The sequence below is a fragment of the Novosphingobium sp. genome, from assembly GCF_036820275.1.
In the GTDB taxonomy this organism is placed as follows: Bacteria; Pseudomonadota; Alphaproteobacteria; order Sphingomonadales; family Sphingomonadaceae; genus Novosphingobium.
Genome location: NZ_DAISLT010000013.1, coordinates 122,051 through 140,202, shown reverse-complemented (window position 1 = coordinate 140,202; position 18,152 = coordinate 122,051). Strand labels below are relative to the sequence as shown.

Annotated in this window: 16 protein-coding genes and 1 pseudogene; 9 read left to right on the top strand and 8 right to left on the bottom strand. The window is 66.4% G+C overall.

The genetic code is table 11. The features are described from left to right. The 7 genes from V7066_RS12750 to V7066_RS12720 all read left to right on the top strand — a co-directional run. A partial coding sequence (locus tag V7066_RS12750) for an EAL domain-containing protein (RefSeq protein WP_334183413.1) occupies positions 1 to 502 on the top strand: 502 nt, incomplete at its 5' end. A 91-nt stretch (positions 503 to 593) separates the two neighbouring features. Beyond that, the gene (gene cobA, locus V7066_RS12745; RefSeq protein ID WP_334183412.1) at positions 594 to 1,364 is read left to right on the top strand and encodes a uroporphyrinogen-III C-methyltransferase; all 771 of its coding nucleotides are present in this window, start codon (positions 594 to 596) and stop codon (positions 1,362 to 1,364) included. Continuing rightward, complete coding sequence (locus V7066_RS12740) at positions 1,361 to 1,657, top strand: DUF2849 domain-containing protein (RefSeq protein ID WP_277666574.1); 297 nt, start codon at positions 1,361 to 1,363, stop codon at positions 1,655 to 1,657. The genes cobA and V7066_RS12740 overlap by 4 nt, the downstream gene beginning before the upstream one ends. Then, positions 1,657 to 3,291: a nitrite/sulfite reductase gene (locus V7066_RS12735; protein ID WP_334183411.1), complete on the top strand. Its 1,635-nt coding sequence runs from the start codon at positions 1,657 to 1,659 to the stop codon at positions 3,289 to 3,291. Before V7066_RS12740 ends, V7066_RS12735 begins: the two co-directional genes overlap by 1 nt. Beyond that, positions 3,284 to 3,718, top strand: coding sequence for a DUF934 domain-containing protein (locus tag V7066_RS12730; RefSeq protein ID WP_334183410.1), 435 nt, complete (start codon positions 3,284 to 3,286; stop codon positions 3,716 to 3,718). The genes V7066_RS12735 and V7066_RS12730 overlap by 8 nt, the downstream gene beginning before the upstream one ends. 24 nt (positions 3,719 to 3,742) lie before the next feature. Next, positions 3,743 to 4,543, top strand: coding sequence for a phosphoadenylyl-sulfate reductase (locus V7066_RS12725; protein WP_334183409.1), 801 nt, complete (start codon positions 3,743 to 3,745; stop codon positions 4,541 to 4,543). A 426-nt stretch (positions 4,544 to 4,969) separates the two neighbouring features. Then, positions 4,970 to 6,181, top strand: coding sequence for an MFS transporter (locus V7066_RS12720; RefSeq protein ID WP_334183408.1), 1,212 nt, complete (start codon positions 4,970 to 4,972; stop codon positions 6,179 to 6,181). 155 nt (positions 6,182 to 6,336) lie between these two features. Here V7066_RS12720 and putA read toward each other — a convergent pair whose 3' ends face one another. Next, positions 6,337 to 9,930: a trifunctional transcriptional regulator/proline dehydrogenase/L-glutamate gamma-semialdehyde dehydrogenase gene (gene putA / locus V7066_RS12715; RefSeq protein ID WP_334183407.1), complete on the bottom strand. Its 3,594-nt coding sequence runs from the start codon at positions 9,928 to 9,930 to the stop codon at positions 6,337 to 6,339. A gap of 98 nt (positions 9,931 to 10,028) precedes the next feature. Here putA and V7066_RS12710 point away from each other — a divergent pair, with 98 nt between their 5' ends. Both V7066_RS12710 and V7066_RS12705 read left to right on the top strand, forming a co-directional pair. Further along, positions 10,029 to 10,499 carry an Lrp/AsnC family transcriptional regulator gene (locus V7066_RS12710; RefSeq protein ID WP_334183406.1) on the top strand — a complete coding sequence of 157 codons (471 nt, stop codon included), beginning with the start codon at positions 10,029 to 10,031 and terminating at the stop codon, positions 10,497 to 10,499. Positions 10,500 to 10,615: 116 nt separating this feature from the next. Then, on the top strand, positions 10,616 to 11,407 hold the full coding sequence (locus V7066_RS12705; RefSeq protein ID WP_334183405.1) for an SDR family NAD(P)-dependent oxidoreductase: 792 nt from the start codon (positions 10,616 to 10,618) through the stop codon (positions 11,405 to 11,407). A gap of 123 nt (positions 11,408 to 11,530) precedes the next feature. On the opposite strand, the gene V7066_RS12700 is transcribed toward V7066_RS12705, so the two are convergent. From V7066_RS12700 to V7066_RS12670, 7 genes and pseudogenes are all read right to left on the bottom strand, one after another. After that, entirely contained in the window at positions 11,531 to 13,210 is a 1,680-nt protein-coding gene (locus V7066_RS12700; protein ID WP_334183404.1) for a flotillin family protein, read from the bottom strand. 166 nt (positions 13,211 to 13,376) lie between these two features. Continuing rightward, positions 13,377 to 14,015, bottom strand: a complete 639-nt coding sequence (locus V7066_RS12695; protein ID WP_334183403.1) for a YqiJ family protein — start codon at positions 14,013 to 14,015, stop codon at positions 13,377 to 13,379. Next, the gene (locus V7066_RS12690; RefSeq protein ID WP_334183402.1) at positions 14,008 to 14,751 is read right to left on the bottom strand and encodes a hypothetical protein; all 744 of its coding nucleotides are present in this window, start codon (positions 14,749 to 14,751) and stop codon (positions 14,008 to 14,010) included. Before V7066_RS12690 ends, V7066_RS12695 begins: the two co-directional genes overlap by 8 nt. An 18-nt stretch (positions 14,752 to 14,769) precedes the next feature. Beyond that, positions 14,770 to 15,987, bottom strand: coding sequence for a toxic anion resistance protein (locus V7066_RS12685; RefSeq protein WP_334183401.1), 1,218 nt, complete (start codon positions 15,985 to 15,987; stop codon positions 14,770 to 14,772). Between the two features lie 91 nt (positions 15,988 to 16,078). Continuing rightward, positions 16,079 to 16,915: a formate dehydrogenase accessory sulfurtransferase FdhD gene (gene fdhD / locus V7066_RS12680; protein ID WP_334183400.1), complete on the bottom strand. Its 837-nt coding sequence runs from the start codon at positions 16,913 to 16,915 to the stop codon at positions 16,079 to 16,081. A 35-nt stretch (positions 16,916 to 16,950) separates the two neighbouring features. Continuing rightward, positions 16,951 to 17,847, bottom strand: coding sequence for a formate/nitrite transporter family protein (locus tag V7066_RS12675; protein WP_334183399.1), 897 nt, complete (start codon positions 17,845 to 17,847; stop codon positions 16,951 to 16,953). A 42-nt stretch (positions 17,848 to 17,889) separates the two neighbouring features. Next, positions 17,890 to 18,152 (bottom strand): annotated as a pseudogene (locus V7066_RS12670) (aldo/keto reductase); the annotation flags it as partial.

Here is an 18,152-nt window from a genome sequence, read left to right as displayed (position 1 = left end):
AAGCGGAAAGTCCGGTTTCCGCCAGCACCCGATCGTCGCGCGGGTGCTGGCGGAAACCGGACTTTCCGCTTCGCGCCTCGAACTGGAAATCACCGAAAGCGCGATCATCACCGACAAGACCCGCGCGCTCAACAACTTGCGCCAGCTGAAGGAACTGGGCGTGGCCATCGCCATGGACGACTTCGGCACCGGCTATTCCTCGCTGGACACCCTCCATTCCTTCCCGTTCGACAAGATCAAGATCGACAAGTCGTTCCTGCTCGAATCGGACGAGAACGAGCAGGCCCGCGCCATCATCCGCGCGGTCCTGGCGCTCGGCCAGTCGCTGCGAATCCCGGTCCTGGCGGAAGGCGTGGAAACGCAGAGCCAGTTCGAACTGCTCATCAACGAAGGCTGCGAGGAAGCCCAGGGCTATTTCCTCGGCCGTCCCGACCGCGCGCCGAGCAGCAATCCGGAATCGCCGGAAATGGCCATCGAACATCGGGAAGCCGAGGTCGCCTGACCGCCTTCCGCACAGGCGCTAAAGCCTCCCTTGGCCCGGGCAAAGCCATTATCGCTGGCAATCGGACGCGCGGAGGATCATCTGCGCCACCATGCAAGCGAATCCTGCCTCTCCAGGTCGAGTCTTTCTGGTCGGCGCCGGTCCCGGCGATCCCGATCTCCTGACCCTGCGCGCCGCGCGGCTGCTGATGAACGCCGCGCTGATCGTGCACGACGGACTGGTCGATCCGGCAATCCTGGCCATGGCGAAGCCTTCGGCACGCCTGGTCTCGGTGGCCAAGAGCCGCGCCCGCCACACGATGAAGCAGGAAGAGATCAACGCCCTGCTCGTGCGCGAGGCGCTGGCGGGACATGACGTCGTTCGCCTCAAGGGCGGCGACCCCTTCGTGTTCGGACGCGGCGGCGAAGAGGCGGAAGCCTGCCATGCTGCCGGTGTGCCGGTGGAAGTGGTGCCCGGCATCTCCTCGGCGCTGGGCGCCTCGGCCGCCGCACAAATCCCGCTGACCCACCGCGACCATGCCTCGATCGTCACCTTCGTGGCAGGGCAATGCAAGGGCCTGACCGACCAGGACTGGTCGGGCCTTGCGGGCAAGGGCCGCACCCTGGTGATCTTCATGGGCATCGCCACGGCCGCCCAGATCGCCGAGAAGCTGATGGCGGACGGCCTCGCCCCCGACGTGCCGGTGGCGGTGATCGAGAATGCCACCCGCTCGGCCATGCGCGTGCTGCGCGGACCGCTTGCCGGACTTGCCGACCTGATCGCGGATGCGAAGGTGCAAAGTCCCGCGCTTATCGTTATCGGGCACGTCACCGCAGAACCCGACAACACCATTCGCGCCCTGGCGCTGGAGGCAACAAAGTGAAGATCCTGACGGGCAACGACCTGAAGACCGGAGCGGTCATCTGGTGGACCGGCGTGGGCTGGTCGCTCGACGTCAACGAATCCGCCGACGTGGGCGAACATGGCGCCGCCCTGGTGGCGCGCGAGGAAGGCGCTCAGCACGTCGTCGCCGCCTATGTCGTCGATGGCGAGAAGACCGCTGAGGGCATCCGCCCCGCCCATATCAAGGAGCGCATCCGCGCCCTCGGCCCGACCGTGCGCCTCGACCTGACGCCGAAGGCCTCCGACCCCGCAGCCGCAGACTGGGTGATCTGATGTACAAGTACGACGAATACGACCAGCAGATGGTCGACACGCGGGTCGCTGAATTCCGCGACCAGGTGCGCCGCCGCCTCGCGGGCGACCTGACCGAGGACCAGTTCAAGCCGCTGCGCCTGCAGAACGGCCTCTACCTCCAGCTTCACGCCTACATGCTGCGCGTCGCGGTGCCCTACGGCACGCTGAATTCTGCGCAGATGACGCTGCTGGGCGACATCGCGGACAAGTATGACCGCGGCTACGGCCACTTCACCACCCGCCAGAACATCCAGTACAACTGGATCAAGCTGGAAGACACGCCCGACATCCTGGCCGAACTCGCCAAGGTGGAGATGCATGCCATCCAGACCAGCGGCAACTGCATCCGCAACATCAGCTCCGACCAGTTCGCCGGTGCCGCTGCCGACGAGATCGTCGATCCGCGTCCTTATGCGGAACTGCTGCGCCAGTGGTCCAGCTTCCACCCGGAATTCCTGGTGCTGCCGCGCAAGTTCAAGATCGCCGTCATCGCCTCCGAGACCGACCGCGCGGCGATGCGTCTGCACGACATCGGCATCAAGATGGTGAAGAATGACGCCGGCGAGATCGGCGCCCGGTTCTACGCCGGTGGCGGCATGGGCCGCACCCCGATGATCGCCCCGCTGATCCGCGAGTTCGTGCCGCTGGACCAGCTGATCACCTATTCGGAAGCCTGCCTGCGCGTCTACAACCGCTACGGCCGCCGCGACAACAAGTACAAGGCGCGCATCAAGATCCTCGTCCACGAACTGGGCCGCGACGAATATGTCCGCCAGGTCGAGGAAGAGTTCGCGCACCTGCTCTCCCAGCCGATCGAGCCGCCGCTCGCCGAGCTGGAACGCATCAAGGCCCACTTCACCGGCCCGGCCTACGAAGCCGGTCTGTCGGACGATCTGGACCTGACCGATCCCGACTTCCGCCTCTGGGTCGAGCGCAACACCCATGCGCACAAGCAGGCGGGCTACGTGATCGCCACGGTCAGCCTCAAGCCCGTCGGCGGCATTCCCGGCGACGCCACGGCCGACCAGATCCGCCTGATGGCCAAGCTGGCGAAGGACTACAGCTTCGACGAACTGCGCGTGACCCACGCCCAGAACATCGTCTTCCCGCACCTTCGCAAGGCCGACCTCTACACCGTCTGGCAGGCGCTGGACGAAGCCGGTCTCGCCACCTCCAACCTCGACACCGTGGGCGACATCATCGCCTGCCCGGGGCTCGACTATTGCTCGCTGGCCAATGCGCGTTCGATCCCGGTCGCGCAGAAGATCTCCGAGCGTTTCGGCAGCGCCCAGCGCCAGGCCGAGATCGGCGAGCTGAAGCTGAAGATCTCCGGCTGCATCAACGCCTGCGGCCACCACCACGCCGGCCACATCGGCATCCTCGGCGTCGACAAGAAGGGCCTGGAAAACTACCAGCTCCTGTTCGGCGGCAGCGAGGGCGCGGATACCTCGCTCGCGAAGATCATCGGCCCCGGTTTCACCGAGGACGGCGTGGTCGACGCCATCGAAAAGGCCACCGAAGTCTATCTCGCCAACAAGCAGGGCGAGGAACGCTTCCTCGACACCTATCGCCGTATCGGCATGGACCCGTTCAAGGAGGCCATCTATGGTTGACGTCCAGTTCCGCTTCCGTGACGACGAAACCGTCAACGACCCCGCCGTCACCGTGGATTCGTTCTCCGAACAGTCCAACGCCACCGCCGTCCGCATCGAGCCGGGCGACGACGCGCGCGACCTGCTGCCGTACCTTGATCGCCTCTCGCTGGTGGAAGTGAGCTTCCCGGCCTGGACCGACGGGCGCGGCTATTCCTCGGCCCGCATCCTGCGCGAAGCAGGCTATCAGGGCGAGATGCGCGCGGTAGGCGATCTGGTGATCGACATGCTCCATCACCTGCGGCGCTGCGGCTTCGATGCCTTCGCGCCCGAAAAGGCTCTCAACGAAGAGGACGCCCGCACCGCGTTCGATCGCTGGGAAAACGTCTACCAGGCCACCGTCGTCGACGGTCGCCCGGCGATCTGGGCGAAGCGCCACCCGGCGTAACCGTCCAGCTATAGGGAACTACCGATGCCCCACACCGAAGCTGCACGTATCCGCGACCTGATCGACACCGGCCCCCGTTTCGACGAGGCCGATGCCGTTCGCCTGAACCGCCTCTTCCGCGGCACCGACACGAGCGAGATGCTCGAAACGGTGCTCAAGGAAGGCATGGCGGGCGATATCGCGATCGTGTCCAGCTTCGGTGCGGAATCGGCGGTGCTGCTGCACCTCGTCAGCCGCGTCGATGCGAACGTGCCGGTGCTGTTCCTCGATACCGGCAAGCATTTCCCCGAGACTCTCGCCTACCGCGACCTGCTGGTCGAGCGGCTGGGCCTGACCAATCTCATCAATCTCCTGCCCGATGTCGAAGAACTGGCGAAGAAGGACGAGAACGGCCTGCGCTGGTCCTACGATCCCGACGGCTGCTGCGAAATCCGCAAGGTGAAGCCGCTGGAAAAGGCCCTGCTCGGCTACGATGCCTCGTTCAGCGGCCGCAAGGCGTTCCAGGCCTCGACCCGCGCCACCCTGCCCCGCTTCGAGGTGGACACCGCCGACGCGCAGGGCCGCCTCAAGATCAATCCGCTGATCGACTGGTCGCCGGAGCGCATCGCTGCCTATATCGCCGAGCACGACCTGCCGCCGCATCCGCTGGTGTCGCAGGGCTATCCCTCGATCGGCTGCATGCCCTGCACCAGCAAAGTCGCGGACGGCGAAGACCCGCGTTCGGGCCGCTGGCGCGGTTGGAACAAGACCGAGTGCGGCATCCATGTCGCCACGCATTCGGACTACACGACCAAGAACGCGCCCGAGTTCGATCCGGGGCTTTGATCGAGCTTCGGCTCTACTTCGAGCGCTGCCCCCGTCCTTAAATCCTTCGTCATCCTGAACTTGTTTCAGGATCCATCTCGCCGCTAACGCAGTGTTGCGAGTGCCAAATTGCCATCGCGGCATTGTCCACGCGACCGCCGGGCGAGGCCGAAAAATGGATCCTGAAACAAGTTCAGGATGACGGCAGCATTCGAACGGCTTCATAGTCGCTTCGTCATTGCGAGCGTAGCGAAAGCAATCCAGAGCGGCTCTGCGAGGACTCTGGATTGCTTTCGCTACGCTCGCAATGACGAAAGAAGGGCCGCCCCATTTTACGCAACACATTGCAACAATCGGGACCGCAGGTGCAAATATTGCACCTTTCGGCGGGTTGGCATGGCGAAGCGGTCCACTAGATCGCAAGTGCCCCCAATATTGCAGTGCAACATGACCAGACAGCAGAACGCCGAACTCCATACCCATCCCGCCCTGGTGATCCTGGCGCTGGCGATGGGTGCCTTCGCCATCGGTACCACCGAATTCGCCGCGATGAGCCTCGTGCCCTATTTCGCCCGCGACCTCGGCCTGACCGAGCCTGAAGCGGGCCATGCCATCAGCACTTATGCGCTGGGCGTGGTTGTCGGCGCGCCCATCATCGCGGTGCTGGCGGCCAAACTGCCCCGCCGCGCGCTGCTGATCGGGCTCATGGCTCTGTTCGCGGTAGGCAATGCCCTGTCGGCCATGGCGCCCACCTACCCGCTGCTGCTGCTGTTCCGCTTCATCAGCGGCCTGCCGCACGGCGCCTACTTCGGCATCGCCGCACTGGTCGCCGCCTCGATGGTGCCTGCCAACAAGCGCGCGCAGTCGGTGGCGCTGGTCATGTCGGGCCTGACGGTCGCGACGATCATCGGCGTGCCACTGGCCAACTGGCTCGGGCAGGCCTTTGGCTGGCGCACCGGCTTTGCCATCGTCTCCGTACTCGCCGTCATCACCATGGCGCTCGTCGCGCTCTATGCCCCGCACCAGAAGGCTGCCGAGGGCGCCAGCCCGATGCGCGAACTCGGCGCACTGCGCCGCCCGCAAGTGCTGCTGACCCTGCTGACCGGCGCCATCGGCTTCGGCGGTCTCTTCGCCGTCTACACCTACATCGCCTCGACCATGATCGAGGTAACCAAGGTCTCCGAGCACCTCGTGCCGGTGGTCCTCGCGGTCTTCGGCGTCGGTATGACGGTGGGCAACCTGTTCTGGGCCTGGGCCGCCGACCGTTCGCTGAACAAGGCCGCGATCGGCGCGCTGCTGTTCAGCGCCTTCGCGCTCGCCCTGTTCCCGATGGCGGCCAGCAATGTCTGGACGCTCAGCGTCGTCGTGGTGATGATCGGCTTCGCGGGCGGCCTCGGCACGATCCTCCAGACCCGCCTGATGGACGTGGCCGGAGACGCCCAGGCGCTCGCCGCCGCCGCGCACCACAGCGCCTTCAACATGGCCAATGCGCTTGGCCCTTGGCTCGGCGGCCTCGCGATTTCGGCCGGTTACGGCCTGACTTCGACGGGCTGGATCGGCACCGCGCTCTCGCTCGGCGGTCTGGCGATCTTCCTGGTGACACTCGCGCTGCACAAGCGCGAGGACGAAGTAAGCGGCCAACCGCTTCCGGCCTGCTGACACGTCCTCCAGCCCATGAAAAAAGGCCCGCGAGTTCCTCACTCGCGGGCCTTTTTCGTTGTTTTTCGTCATTGCGAGCAAAGCGAAGCAATCCAGAGCAAAGGACGCTCCGCTCTGGATTGCCGCAGCCCTGCGGGCCTCGCAATGACGAAGAATTAGCCGATCATCATCAGGCTGGCATTGCCGCCCGCCGCCGTCGTGTTGATCGAGGTCGAGACCTCTTCCAGCAGCCAGACCAGGTTCGGACCGGCCGAGGTATGGACCGGAACGATCGGCCCCGGCAGCTCCGCCACCGCCTTGCAGGCCGCGCGGACTGCCTCGGCATCGCCTTCGACCAGACAGGCCGCAAAGTGCTCGCCGGCGTTCGGAGCGAAGCGTGCCGCTACCGCTTCCGGCAGACCGGCGGGCAGCGCCATACCCTCGACCGTCGCGGTATTGCCGCTGGCCAGCACCGCCGCCATCTGTCCATAAAGCCCCTCAGAGGTCGTCGGACGCAGCAGCACGCGGCCACGCGGATGGAGGGCGTAGAGGTTGGTCTCGCCCACCGGCCCCGGCAGGGACAGTTCGAGGCCCAGCCCCGAACTCGCCGCCATCGCCCGCGCCGCAGCGGCAGAAGCCGCATCGCCCCGGCCGCTCAGCCAGGTCGCGAAAGCCTCGACCAGCGGCGCGACTTTCGCAGGCGCATCCAGCACTTGCGGCGCCTGCCGCGCCAGTCGGCCGAGATAGAGCGGACCGCCCGCCTTCGGCCCGGTGCCCGAAAGCCCGCGCCCGCCGAACGGCTGAACACCGACGATCGCACCGATGGTGTTGCGGTTGACGTAGAGGTTGCCCGCGCGGATCGCCGAAGTGACCTGCTCCACCGTCGCATCCAGACGCGTATGAAGGCCGAACGTCAGGCCGTAGCCGGTATCGTTGATCGCCTCGATCAGCGCAGGCAGGTCATCGCGCTTGAAGCGCACGACGTGGAGCACCGGGCCGAACACCTCGCGTTCGAGCTGGGCGATGGTCGAAATCTCGACGATCGTCGGCGCCACGAACGTACCCGCCTCGCAGGCCGCCGGGATCGCCACTTGCTCGACCTTGCAGCCGCGCGACTTCATGCGCGCGACATGGCCGTCGATCATCCCCTTGGCCTCGGCGGTAATGACCGGGCCGATGTCCACCGCGAGTTCCTGGGTATTGCCCACGCGCAGTTCCGCGAGGGCGCCCTTGAGCATCGTCAGGGTGCGATCGGCAACGTCTTCCTGAAGGCAGAGCACGCGCAGCGCCGAGCAGCGCTGTCCAGCCGAGTCGAAGGCCGAGGCGATCACGTCCGCCACCACCTGCTCGGCCAGCGCCGAGGAATCGACGATCATCGCATTCTGGCCGCCGGTCTCGGCGATAAACGGGATCGCATGGCCAAGAGCCGAGACACGGCCCGCAAGCTGCTTCTGGATCAGCCGCGCCACTTCGGTCGAGCCGGTGAACATCACCGCCGCCACTTGCGGCGCGGCGACCAGCGCGGCACCGAGCATGCCCTCACCCGGCAGCAGCTGGAGCGCGTCCTTGGGAACGCCCGCCTCATGCAGCAGGCGCACCGCCTCGGCGGCGATCAGCGGGGTCTCCTCGGCGGGCTTCGCCAGCACCGGATTGCCCGCGACGAGCGCAGCGGCGACCTGTCCGGCGAAGATCGCCAGCGGGAAGTTCCAGGGGCTGATGCAGACCACCGGCCCGAGCGGTGCCTGATCGGCACCGAAAGTCTCGCGCGCCTGCCTGGCGTAGTAGCGCAGGAAGTCGATCGCCTCGCGCACTTCGGCGATGGCATTGGCGGCGGACTTGCCCGCTTCGCGGATGACGAGGCCCATGAGCAGGCCGATCCGCGCCTGCATGGCGTCGGCAGCGGCATCGAGCATGGCCGCGCGCTCGGTCACCGGCACCTGGCCCCAGCGGCTGATGGCGGCGCGGGCGACGGCGACGGCAGCCGCTTCCGGAGCGACTTCGATCACCCGGCCCACGATATCCTCGTGATCCGCCGGATTCAGCACGGCGCGGGCATCGCCCTGCGCATTGGCGGGCATGGCGAACCATTCGCGCGCGGCGGAGCGGCGCAAGTCTTCCGAGAGCGCGGCGAGCGCGGTCTCGTCGGCCATGTCGATGCCATCGGAATTGCGGCGACCGGGGTAGAGGTCGGCGGCGAGCGGGATCAGGTCGTGGCGGGCGCCGGGATTGGGCATGGCGCGAACGACGTCGACCGGATCGGCCACCATGTCCTCCACCGGCACGGCCGGATCGGCAATGCGGTTCACGAACGAGGAGTTCGCACCGTTTTCCAGCAGGCGGCGCACGAGATAGGCCAGCAGCGTCTCATGGGTGCCGACCGGCGCGTAGATACGGCAGGGACGGTCGAGATTGTCCTTGCCCACGACCTGCGAATAGAGCGGTTCGCCCATGCCGTGGAGGCACTGGAACTCGTAGCGACCAACCACGAAGTCCGGCCCGGCAAGGTGGTAGATCGTCGCCAGGCTCTGCGCGTTGTGGGTGGCGAACTGCGGGAACACCGCGTCGGGCGCAGCCAGCAGCTTCTTCGCGCAGGCGACGTAGGACACATCGGTGTGGACCTTGCGGGTATAGACCGGGAAGTCGGCCAGGCCGTCCACCTGGGCGCGCTTGATCTCGGCGTCCCAATAGGCGCCCTTGACCAGGCGCACCATCATGCGGCGACCGGCGCGGCGGGCCAGGTCGATGATCCAGTCCAGCACGAAGGGGCAGCGCTTGCCATAGGCCTGCACCACGAAGCCGAGACCGTCCCAGCCCTTGAGGTCCGGATCGAGTGCCAGCGCTTCCAGCAGATCGAGCGAGAGTTCGAGGCGGTCGGCTTCCTCGGCATCGATGTTGAGACCGATGTCGTAGCCCTTGGCGAGTACGGCCAGCGCCTTCACGCGCGGCAGCAGTTCGCCCATGACCCGGCCCGCCTGCGCGCGGCTGTAGCGCGGGTGGAGGGCCGAGAGCTTGATCGAAATGCCCGGGCCTTCGTAGATGCCGCGGCCCGCGCTCGCCTTGCCGATGGCGTGGATGGCGTTCACGTAGTCGTCGTTGTAGCGATCGGCATCGGCGGCGGTCGTCGCCGCTTCGCCCAACATGTCGTAGCTATAGCGGAAGCCCTTTTCTTCCAGCTCCTTGGCGCGCTTCACCGCTTCGCCGATGGTCTCGCCGGTGACGAACTGCTCGCCCATCAGACGCATCGCGAGATCGACGCCGCGGCGGATCACCGGCTCACCGGCGCGGGCGACGAGGCGGGTCAGCGCCGCCCCGAGGCCCTTGTCGTCCACGGAACCGACCAGCTTGCCCGTGACCACCAGGCCCCAGGTCGCCGCATTGACGAACATCGACTTGCCGCCGCCGAGGTGCGCGCTCCAGTCGCCGTCGGAGATCTTGTCACGGATCAGGGCATCGCGCGTCGCATTGTCGGGAATGCGCAGCAGTGCCTCGGCCAGACACATGAGCGCCACGCCTTCCTGGCTGGAGAGCGAGTATTCCTGAACCAGCCCCTCGACGCCGGTACCCTTGTGGTTGGCGCGCAAGGTGGTGACCAGCGCGCCGGCGGTCTCGCGCACGTCGCGGCGTTGCGCCTCGGGCAGGGTCGCGGCTTCGAGCAGCGGCGCCATGCAGGCGGCCTCGTCGCGGCGGAAGGCGTCGGTGATCGCGCGGCGGAGCGGCGTCGGCTCGCTGACGGCGGGGGCGAAAGCGGTGAAGGGCGGCGTGTGGGTCATGAATCGCCAATATCGCAAGCCGTCTTGGCAATCTGTCTTTTCACGGGCACAAGACGATCCATTCGGACTTATCTTGGCTTCATCGGCAGTTCAATCGAATGGCAAAACGCACCGATCCGGTCATTCTGGACGATTACGACCGCAAGATCGTCGCCGCGCTGCGCGAAGACGGCCGGATGAGCGTCACCGATCTCGCCAAAGTGGTCGGGCTGTCCAAGACGCCCTGCCAGGTGCGCCTGCGCCGTCTGACGCAATCCGGGGTGATCCGGGGTTTTCGCGCCGTCATCGATCCGGTCGCGCTCGGACTGGACCATGTGGCTTTCACCGAGGTCAAACTCTCCGATACCCGCGAGCAGGCGCTGCGCGAATTCAACGCCGCCATCCAGCGCATTCCCGAGGTGGAGGAGTGCCACATGCTCGCCAGCCACTTCGACTACCTCCTCAAGGTCCGCACCCGCGACATCCATCGCTACCGGGCCGTGCTCGGTGAGAAACTCTCCAGCCTGCCGCATGTATCCAGCACTTCGACATATGTGGCGATGGAGACGGTGAAGGACGCGAACAGCTAGGCCATAGGCCGCCGCTTTTCCCCCCGGCGATGAAGTCCGCGCGCGGGTGGCGACGCGGCGGCACCCACGCTACGACTGCGCACGAAGGCCGGATCACGGCACCTGAAGGAGAGGTCATGAGCGCAACCGTCATCGTCACGGGAGCGGCCGGGGGCATGGGCCGCCCCGTCGCCGCCCGCTTCGCCGCGCAGGGGCGCCCGCTGCTGCTCTGCGACGTGAATGCCGAAAGGCTGGAGACCGTGGCTGCGGAGCTGCGCGAAGGCGGCTCGCAAGTCTCCACGCTCGCAGGCGACATCGCCGCGCCGGAGTTTCCGCAACAGTTGCTCGACAAGCTGGGCGATGCCGCGTTGTTTGCGCTGATCCACACGGCAGGTCTCTCGCCGACAATGGCCGAAGCGCCGCGTATCCTCGACGTGAACTATTTCGCCACCGAAAGGCTGGTCGCCGCGCTGCTGCCCCGCTTCGAGGAAGGCGGCTGCGCAGTGCTGATCTCGTCGCTGTCAGCCTATCTCATTCCCGATCCCGCCATGAGCGCCGCCGTGCAGGACCTCGTGGCGGGCAAGGGCCGCGAAGGCGTGGAGCGCTTCGCCACGAACCCGGGCATGGGTTATACGCTGTCGAAACGCGGCGTGATCGGCCTGGTCGGCCGCGAGGCCGCCGCCTTCGGCGCGCGCGGCCTGCGCATCGTCTCCATCGCGCCGGGCTTCATCGACACCGAGATGAGCCGCGCCGAGGCCAAGGCGAGCGAGCAGATGGTCCAGATGATGGGCATGACCCCTCTCGGCCGCCAGGGGCTTGGCGACGAGATCGCATCGGTGGCGGAATTCCTCTGCTCGCCCGGCGCATCCTATGTGAGCGGGTGCGACATCAAGGTGGATGGCGGGGTACTCGGCAGACTGGGACTCTGAGGAGCAGTCCTCCCCGGATCGGGGAGGGCGGCTATCGACTCACGCCCGGCACGGCCTTGCGGGCCGCCCGGGCGATAGAGGCATTCGGGAAAGCAGCGGGAGCGGTCAGCTCCCACCGATCCGTTACTCGGCGGCCAGAGCCTCGTCATTGGCCGCGGATGCCGCCACCGGAGCGGCCGGAACCGGTATCGCGCCCTGGACCAGATTGGCGAGCGAAGTTCCGTCGAGGCCGAGTTCCTTCATCAGCCCGTCGATGACCGGCGCCTGCGCGCGGTAGGCGAGCGCGGCGCTGACCGCATCGTTGGCAAGATTGCCCGAACCGCCCACCGCAGCAGAGGAAGCGCCGGAACCGCCCTTCTGCGTAAGCCCGTCCACCTGCACGATCTTGATCGAATCGATGGCCTCCAGCGGGCGCACGCTCTCGCGCACGACTTCCGGCAGCACCTTCAGCAGCGCCATCTTCATCTGGAGCGAGATCTGGTCGGACGAGAGCAGGTTCGCCGCCTCGTTGATCGCACGCTGACCGGCGGCTTCCACCTCGAAGCGCACGCGGGCGGCTTCGGCGCGCAGCTTTTCGGCCTCGGCCTCACCCTCCGCTTCCAGCCTTGCGGCTTCGGCACGGTTGGCAGCGGCTTCGCGATCCGCCTCCGCCTGCACCTTGATGCCGATGGCCTGACGCTCGGCCTCCTTGGCGGCCTCGATCAGTTCGATGCGCTTGGCGCGCTCGGCGATCTCGGTCTCGCGGCTGGTGACGACCTGTTCCTCGGCGGCGACGGCCTTGGCGCGGGCCTCGTCCGCATCGGCCTTGGCCTGGCTTTCCTCGCGGCTCTTGTTCTGGATGGCAATCTGCTGGCCCTGACGCGCCAGTTCGACCGCCTGCGCCTGCGCGATCTTGGCCTGCTGAATGGTCCGGTCGGCCTCGATCTGCTGCGAATCGACCTGCTGCTTGGCGATGATCCGCGCTTCTTCGGCCTCGCGGCTGCGCAGCGCCTGTTCGCGGGCGACTTCGGCGGCCTGCTCGGCACGGCGCATCTCGATCTCTCGCTCCTGTTCGAGCCGGGCGAATTCGTTGTCGCGCTGGATCGAGAGCGACTGGCGCTCCGCTTCGAGGTTCTTCGTCTCGATCTGGACGCGGGTATCCTGCTCGATGTCGTTGCGCGCCTTCTTGCGCAGTTCGATCTGCTCGGTCAGCTTGGTCAGACCCTCGGCGTCGAAGGCATTGTTGGCGTTGAAGTGCTCGATCGAAGTCTGGTCGAGGCCGGTCAGCGAGACCGATTCCAGCTCAAGCCCGTTCATCGCCAGGTCGGACGAGGATACCTGCTGCACTTTCTGCACGAAATCCGCGCGCTGTTCGTGAAGCTGGTTCATCGTCATGCCCGCCGCGACCGAGCGCAGCGCGTCGACGAACTTGCCTTCGACCAGTTCCTTCAGCGCTTCGGGGTGCATGGTGCGCGCGCCCAGCGTCTGCGCGGCCATGGCGATGGCCCCGGCATCGGGGCGAACGCGGACATAGAATTCCGCCTTCACGTCGATGCGCAGGCGGTCGAGCGTGATCAGCGCGTCCTGGTTCTTGCGCTCCACGGCAAGGCGCACGGTGTTCATGTTCACCGGCATCGTCTCATGGAACACCGGCAGCACCAGTGCGCCGCCGTTCATGACAACCCGTTCACCGCCGAAACCGGTCCGCACGAAACCGATTTCCTTCGACGCGCGCTTGTAGAGCCGCGCCAGCATGAGGCCCAACGCCAGAAACAGGACAAGGGCAATGCCGGCCAGAATGGCAATGCCGACGAGGTCGTTCATGGTGCAATACTCCCCCTGGCGCCGTGCGCGTTCCCTTGCACACAACGCATTGAAACCTATGTCCGCAAGTATCAGACGGAGCCGCGCAGGCCCACAAAAACCGCCCCCGAGTGCGCCGTTTTCAGCGCGCTAACCGCCTTTGTCATAGGCGGATCGCAGCGAGGCCTCAATCGAGGCGCGGCAGGTAGTGATCGCCGCGCGCGATGGCCTTGAAGAGATCGCCGTCACGCCGCACCAGCAGCACCTTCTCGCCCTGCACGAAGCGCTGATCGGCGATGTCCGGCTCGACCATGACATTGTGGGCCTGCCCATAGTGATCGAAGACCCGGCCCCGCGCCGGATTGCCCGCCATGGCCGTGCCGACGAGGATTTCCGCCTCGCGCCCGACCAGCTGCGACACGTCGATGGCGGTCGTCTCGTCCTGCGGGATGATCCGCCCCAGCCCCCGCGACAACGCCCCGGTGATCGGCAGCGCGGCAAGGCCGACCGCGGGTGCGACCAGCCACGCGCTCCAGGTCCGGCCCGTCAGCGAAAGCAGTAGTTCCTGCGCCGAGATGCCCACCAGCCCGAACACGGTCAGCAGCAGCATCAGCCACATGAGGAACGGCACCCGGCCGATGCCGAGTACCGACAGCAGCCCGGCATCCAGCCCGCCATGCGCGTGCAGACCGCCATGGGCATCCAGGTCGGCATCGCCGCCGAGAAAATCCCCCGCGCCGACGATCTGGAGCAGCGCGAACATCAGCATCAGCGCCAGCGCGACCGAGAAGGGCAGGCTTCCCGCGCGGGTCAGCAGCTCAAGCATCGTCGCGGGAATCGACGTATTTGGTTTCCAGGAAGCGGCCGCGCGTCGCCAGCGCGTCGAGATCTCCACGCGAGAGGTCGAGGCTCATCGCCTCGATCTGGCCGGCGATCACTCCAAGACCTTCGACCAGCTGCTCGGACGGCGTCGTCCCGCCCGCGTGGGGCTTGTTGCGCAGTTCCGCCGGGATGCGCGTGTAGCTGTCCACCAGCGAAGGCAGATGCTCCGAAAGCAGCTTGCGCACTTCATGGGCGGCGGGGCCGTTTTCCTGGAGCGAGGCCAGCTGCGGGGCGAGCTGTTCGAGGCGGACCCCGATCATGTCCACCGCGTCCACGGCGGCGCTCGGCAGGGCACGGCGGCGGTTTTCCAGCCAGATTTCGGTCGATCCCGCCAGTTCGGGCAGTGTCGCATTGCCGAGATCGCCGAGGCCCAGCCGCGGGCTCGACGGGTAGACCGACAGGAAGCAGAACACCGCAAACGCCAGCAGCGTGGTCAGCACCGTGGTCGCGAAGGAAAGCCCGCCGAGGATCAGCCCGGCGGTCAACGCGACGATGAAGATGCCCGCAACCGCCAGGAACGCGCGGCGCAGGCGGCGCCAGCGAAAAGCCCAGCGCTCCTTGCGCGCATTGTAGAGCCGCGCGGCCCGCTGGCGGCGGGCGGCGCGGATGATTTCCTGGTTGGCGGTGCTGCGCGTGGAAACCGCGCGGGAGCCAAGGCCTTTCGAGGTCGGTTCGGACATGATGCTAATCTATCAGGCTCAGTCCAGCGCCTCCAGCAGCGCCTTTCCCGCCTTCGTATCGCCCAGCGTGGCGGCCCCTTCGGCCTGCCCCTGCGCGCGGGCGATATAGGCCTTGGACTTGGTGACTTCGCCTTCCAGCGACTGCACCGTCTGCTTCATGGAATCGAGCGCCTGCATCTTGAAGGTGTCGATCGAATCCATGGTGTCGTAGATGTTCTGGAAGGCGCGGCTCAGCGTTTCCAGGGGAATCGTGGAGTTCGCCGCCTGCTGATGGATGCGCGCGGTATTGTCCTTCAGCATCTGGCCGGTGCCGTCGATGATCTTCGCGGTCGTGGTGTTGAGCGCGGTGATCTGGTCCAGCACCAGCTTCTGGTTGGCCATCGCCTGCGCCACCGTGACCGCCGTGCGCAGCGCGCCGACCGTGGTGGTGGAGGCGCGATCGACGCCCTTGATCAGTTCGACGTTGTTCTTCTTGACCAGATCGAGCGCGAGATAGCCCTGCACCGAAACCGCCATTTGGGTCAGCAGGTCCTGCGTGCGCTGGCGCACGTAGAACAGCGCGGATTCGCGCACGGCCTTGGCCTTGGCGGGGTCGGTATGATCGAGGTCGTTGGCCTTCTGCTCCAGTGTCTCGTCCAGCGCCTTCGACATGAAGATCATCTGTTCGAGCTTGCCCATCGCCGCCCAGAGATTCTGGCGTTCCACGTCGATGGAGGCATTGTCCATCAGCAGTTCGTCCTTGCCGCCCTGCAGGCGGGCGAGGATCGCGCTGATGTGGCCCTGCGCGCTCTGGTAGCCGTCGAAGTAGTTGCGCAGCTTGTTGCCCATCGGGATGATCCCGAAGATCTTGCGGCGCGAGAGCAGGTCGCCCTTCGTGGACGGATCGAGGTCCTCCACCGTGCGGCGCAGTTCGGCAAGGTCGGCGCCGACGCCGGCGTCCTTGTCCATCGCGCGCACCGGCCGGTCGAGGAAGCGGTTCGACTGGCCCGAAGCCTCGGCGATTTCCTTGCGGCCCATGTTGGTGATCTGGTCGACGCGGCGGCCGAACTCGGGTGAGTTGACGTCCTGCGTGACAAGATCGTTCACGAATTCATCGACGCGAACCTGCAGCTTGGACTTCTGCTCATCGCCCACCGGCACGAGACCGGCGGCCTTTTCAGGCTGCACCACCGGCACCGGATCGGGAGGCGTAAGCTTCAACTCACCTGCCGTCACCTGATCAGTCGTCGTAGCCATCTAGGAAAATCCCCGTCCTTCGAAATGTAGTCGTCTTTAGCGAATCTAGGTCGGCCCCAAAAAACTACAAGCAAAACAGGAACCGTCCCATTTACGGTTCGACGAGCGGCATGGCCCGTTCGTCGGAACCTTGGGTATCACCCACCACGAGCATGGCATCGTCGCGTGCCACGACGCAAAGCGAGAGGCCCGCCGCCTGCGCGCGTCGCACCGCGAGATCGGTGGGGGCGGAGATCGTCACCAGCAGCGGGATGCCTGCCCGCACGGACTTCTCGACCAGTTCGTAGGAGCAGCGCGAGGTCATGACGACGAAGCCCTGCGCCGGATCGATGCCATCACGAGCAAGCGCGCCGATCAGCTTGTCGAGCGCATTGTGGCGGCCGACATCCTCGCGGATGGCCAGCAACACGCCCTCTTCGTCGCAGAACGCGGCCGCATGGGTAGCGCGGGTTTCGCGGCCCAGTCGCTGCTTGCCGCCCATGGCATCGAGGCCGCGCCGGATCGCCTCGGGCTTGGCCGCGCTTTGGCGCGAGAGGGGCGGCAGGGCACGCAAGGCGGCTTCCACGCCCTCGATCCCGCAAATGCCGCAGGAACTGTCGCCGGTGCGCCTGCGCGCGCGTTCGACGATCAGCGAGAGGCGTTCGGGCGGAAGGTTGACGCGGGCGACGTAGCCCCTGCCCCATGCGCCGTTCTCGACCGGATGGACGGCTACGTCACCGATCTCGCCCGCCGCCGCCAGCCCTTCGGCCATGAGGAAGCCGGTCACGAAATCCTCGATCTCGATGGGGGTGGCCATCATCACGGCATAGGCGATGCCGTTGGTCTCGATGGCGATGGGCGCTTCGACCGCGATCGCGAGGGTTTCGCCCGCATCCGGCCCCGCCCCATAATGGCTGCGGCAAACGATGATCTCTCTGGTGCCGTTCATGCGACGGTCCTAGCCCAGCGCCGTGCCCCGGTCATTCAGATTTCCGCCTTGATCTGCGCATAGGCCAGGAGCGCGAAAAGCCCCGTACCGCCCAGCACGTTGCCGAGCAGCGTCGGCAGCAGGTGCAGGACGAATACCTCCGTCATGGGCATTTCGCCGTGGAACGCCAGCAGGAACATCTCGGTGGAACCGGCCACGACGTGGGTAAAACCGCCCGCTCCGATCAGCCAGGCGAAAAGCGCAACCACGAAGATCTCGAAGCCCTTGGAGCTTGGCAGCATCCAGACGAAAGCAGCAATGAAGAAGCCAGCGGGCATGCCGTCGAGCAGGGCCACCGTCCCGCTCGCCTCAGCCGCCTTGCGCGAAACGGCAAGCATCCCGGCCAATGTCGGGTGCGCGGGATCGACCAGCATGTCCATGAACAGCGCGGTGAGGAAAGTGCCGACGAGGTTCGCCGCCAGCACCACACCCCATAGCCGCGCCGTGCGCCACAGCCGCTCGCCGTTCGGCCCTGCCAGCAGCGGCAGCACCGCCGTCAGCGTGTTTTCGGTGAAAAGTTGCAGGCGGGAAAGGACCACCAGCACGAAGCCCATCGCATAACCGAACGCCGCGATCAGGTCGCGGTGGGGATGGCTTTCGAACGCATTGTGAAGCAGGCCCTGCGCGAAGATCGAAGTGGAAATGCCGATGCCCGCCGCAATGCCCGACCACCAGAGCGACATCGCCGGGCGGTGCAGTTCCTCCTCGCCCTCGCGCCGGATCACGGAGAAGACGGTGCGGGCGGAAAGCCGGAGATTGTCCTTGATCTGCCCGCGTTCGTGGCGGGTCAGCCCGGCCTCGTCGCGCTCGATCTCGCGGTCGGTTTTCCGGCGTTCGGGATCGTCGTGCGCCAGTTCAGCGGAAGGTTCGGGGGCGGTTCGGGCATCGTCCATGCCGTCAGAACCACTCCCGGAACCCTTGGTTCCGTCACCGGGTCAGACGTAGTCCTCGGTGTCGATGGTGGGCTTGATCGTGTCCGGATAGCGATGACCGGCGATGGTCTGCTGGTTCATCAGCGCCCCCGCCTTTTCCAGCACCTCTGCATCGATATGCAGACCCGCCGCCGCGTGGTTCTGGTCGAAATGCGGGATCGAGCGGGTGCCCGGCAGCGCGTGAACGTGCTCGCCCTGCGCCAGCACCCAGGCGAGCGCCAGCTGCGCCGGGGTTGCCGAGACCGATGCGGCCAGTCCGTTGAATT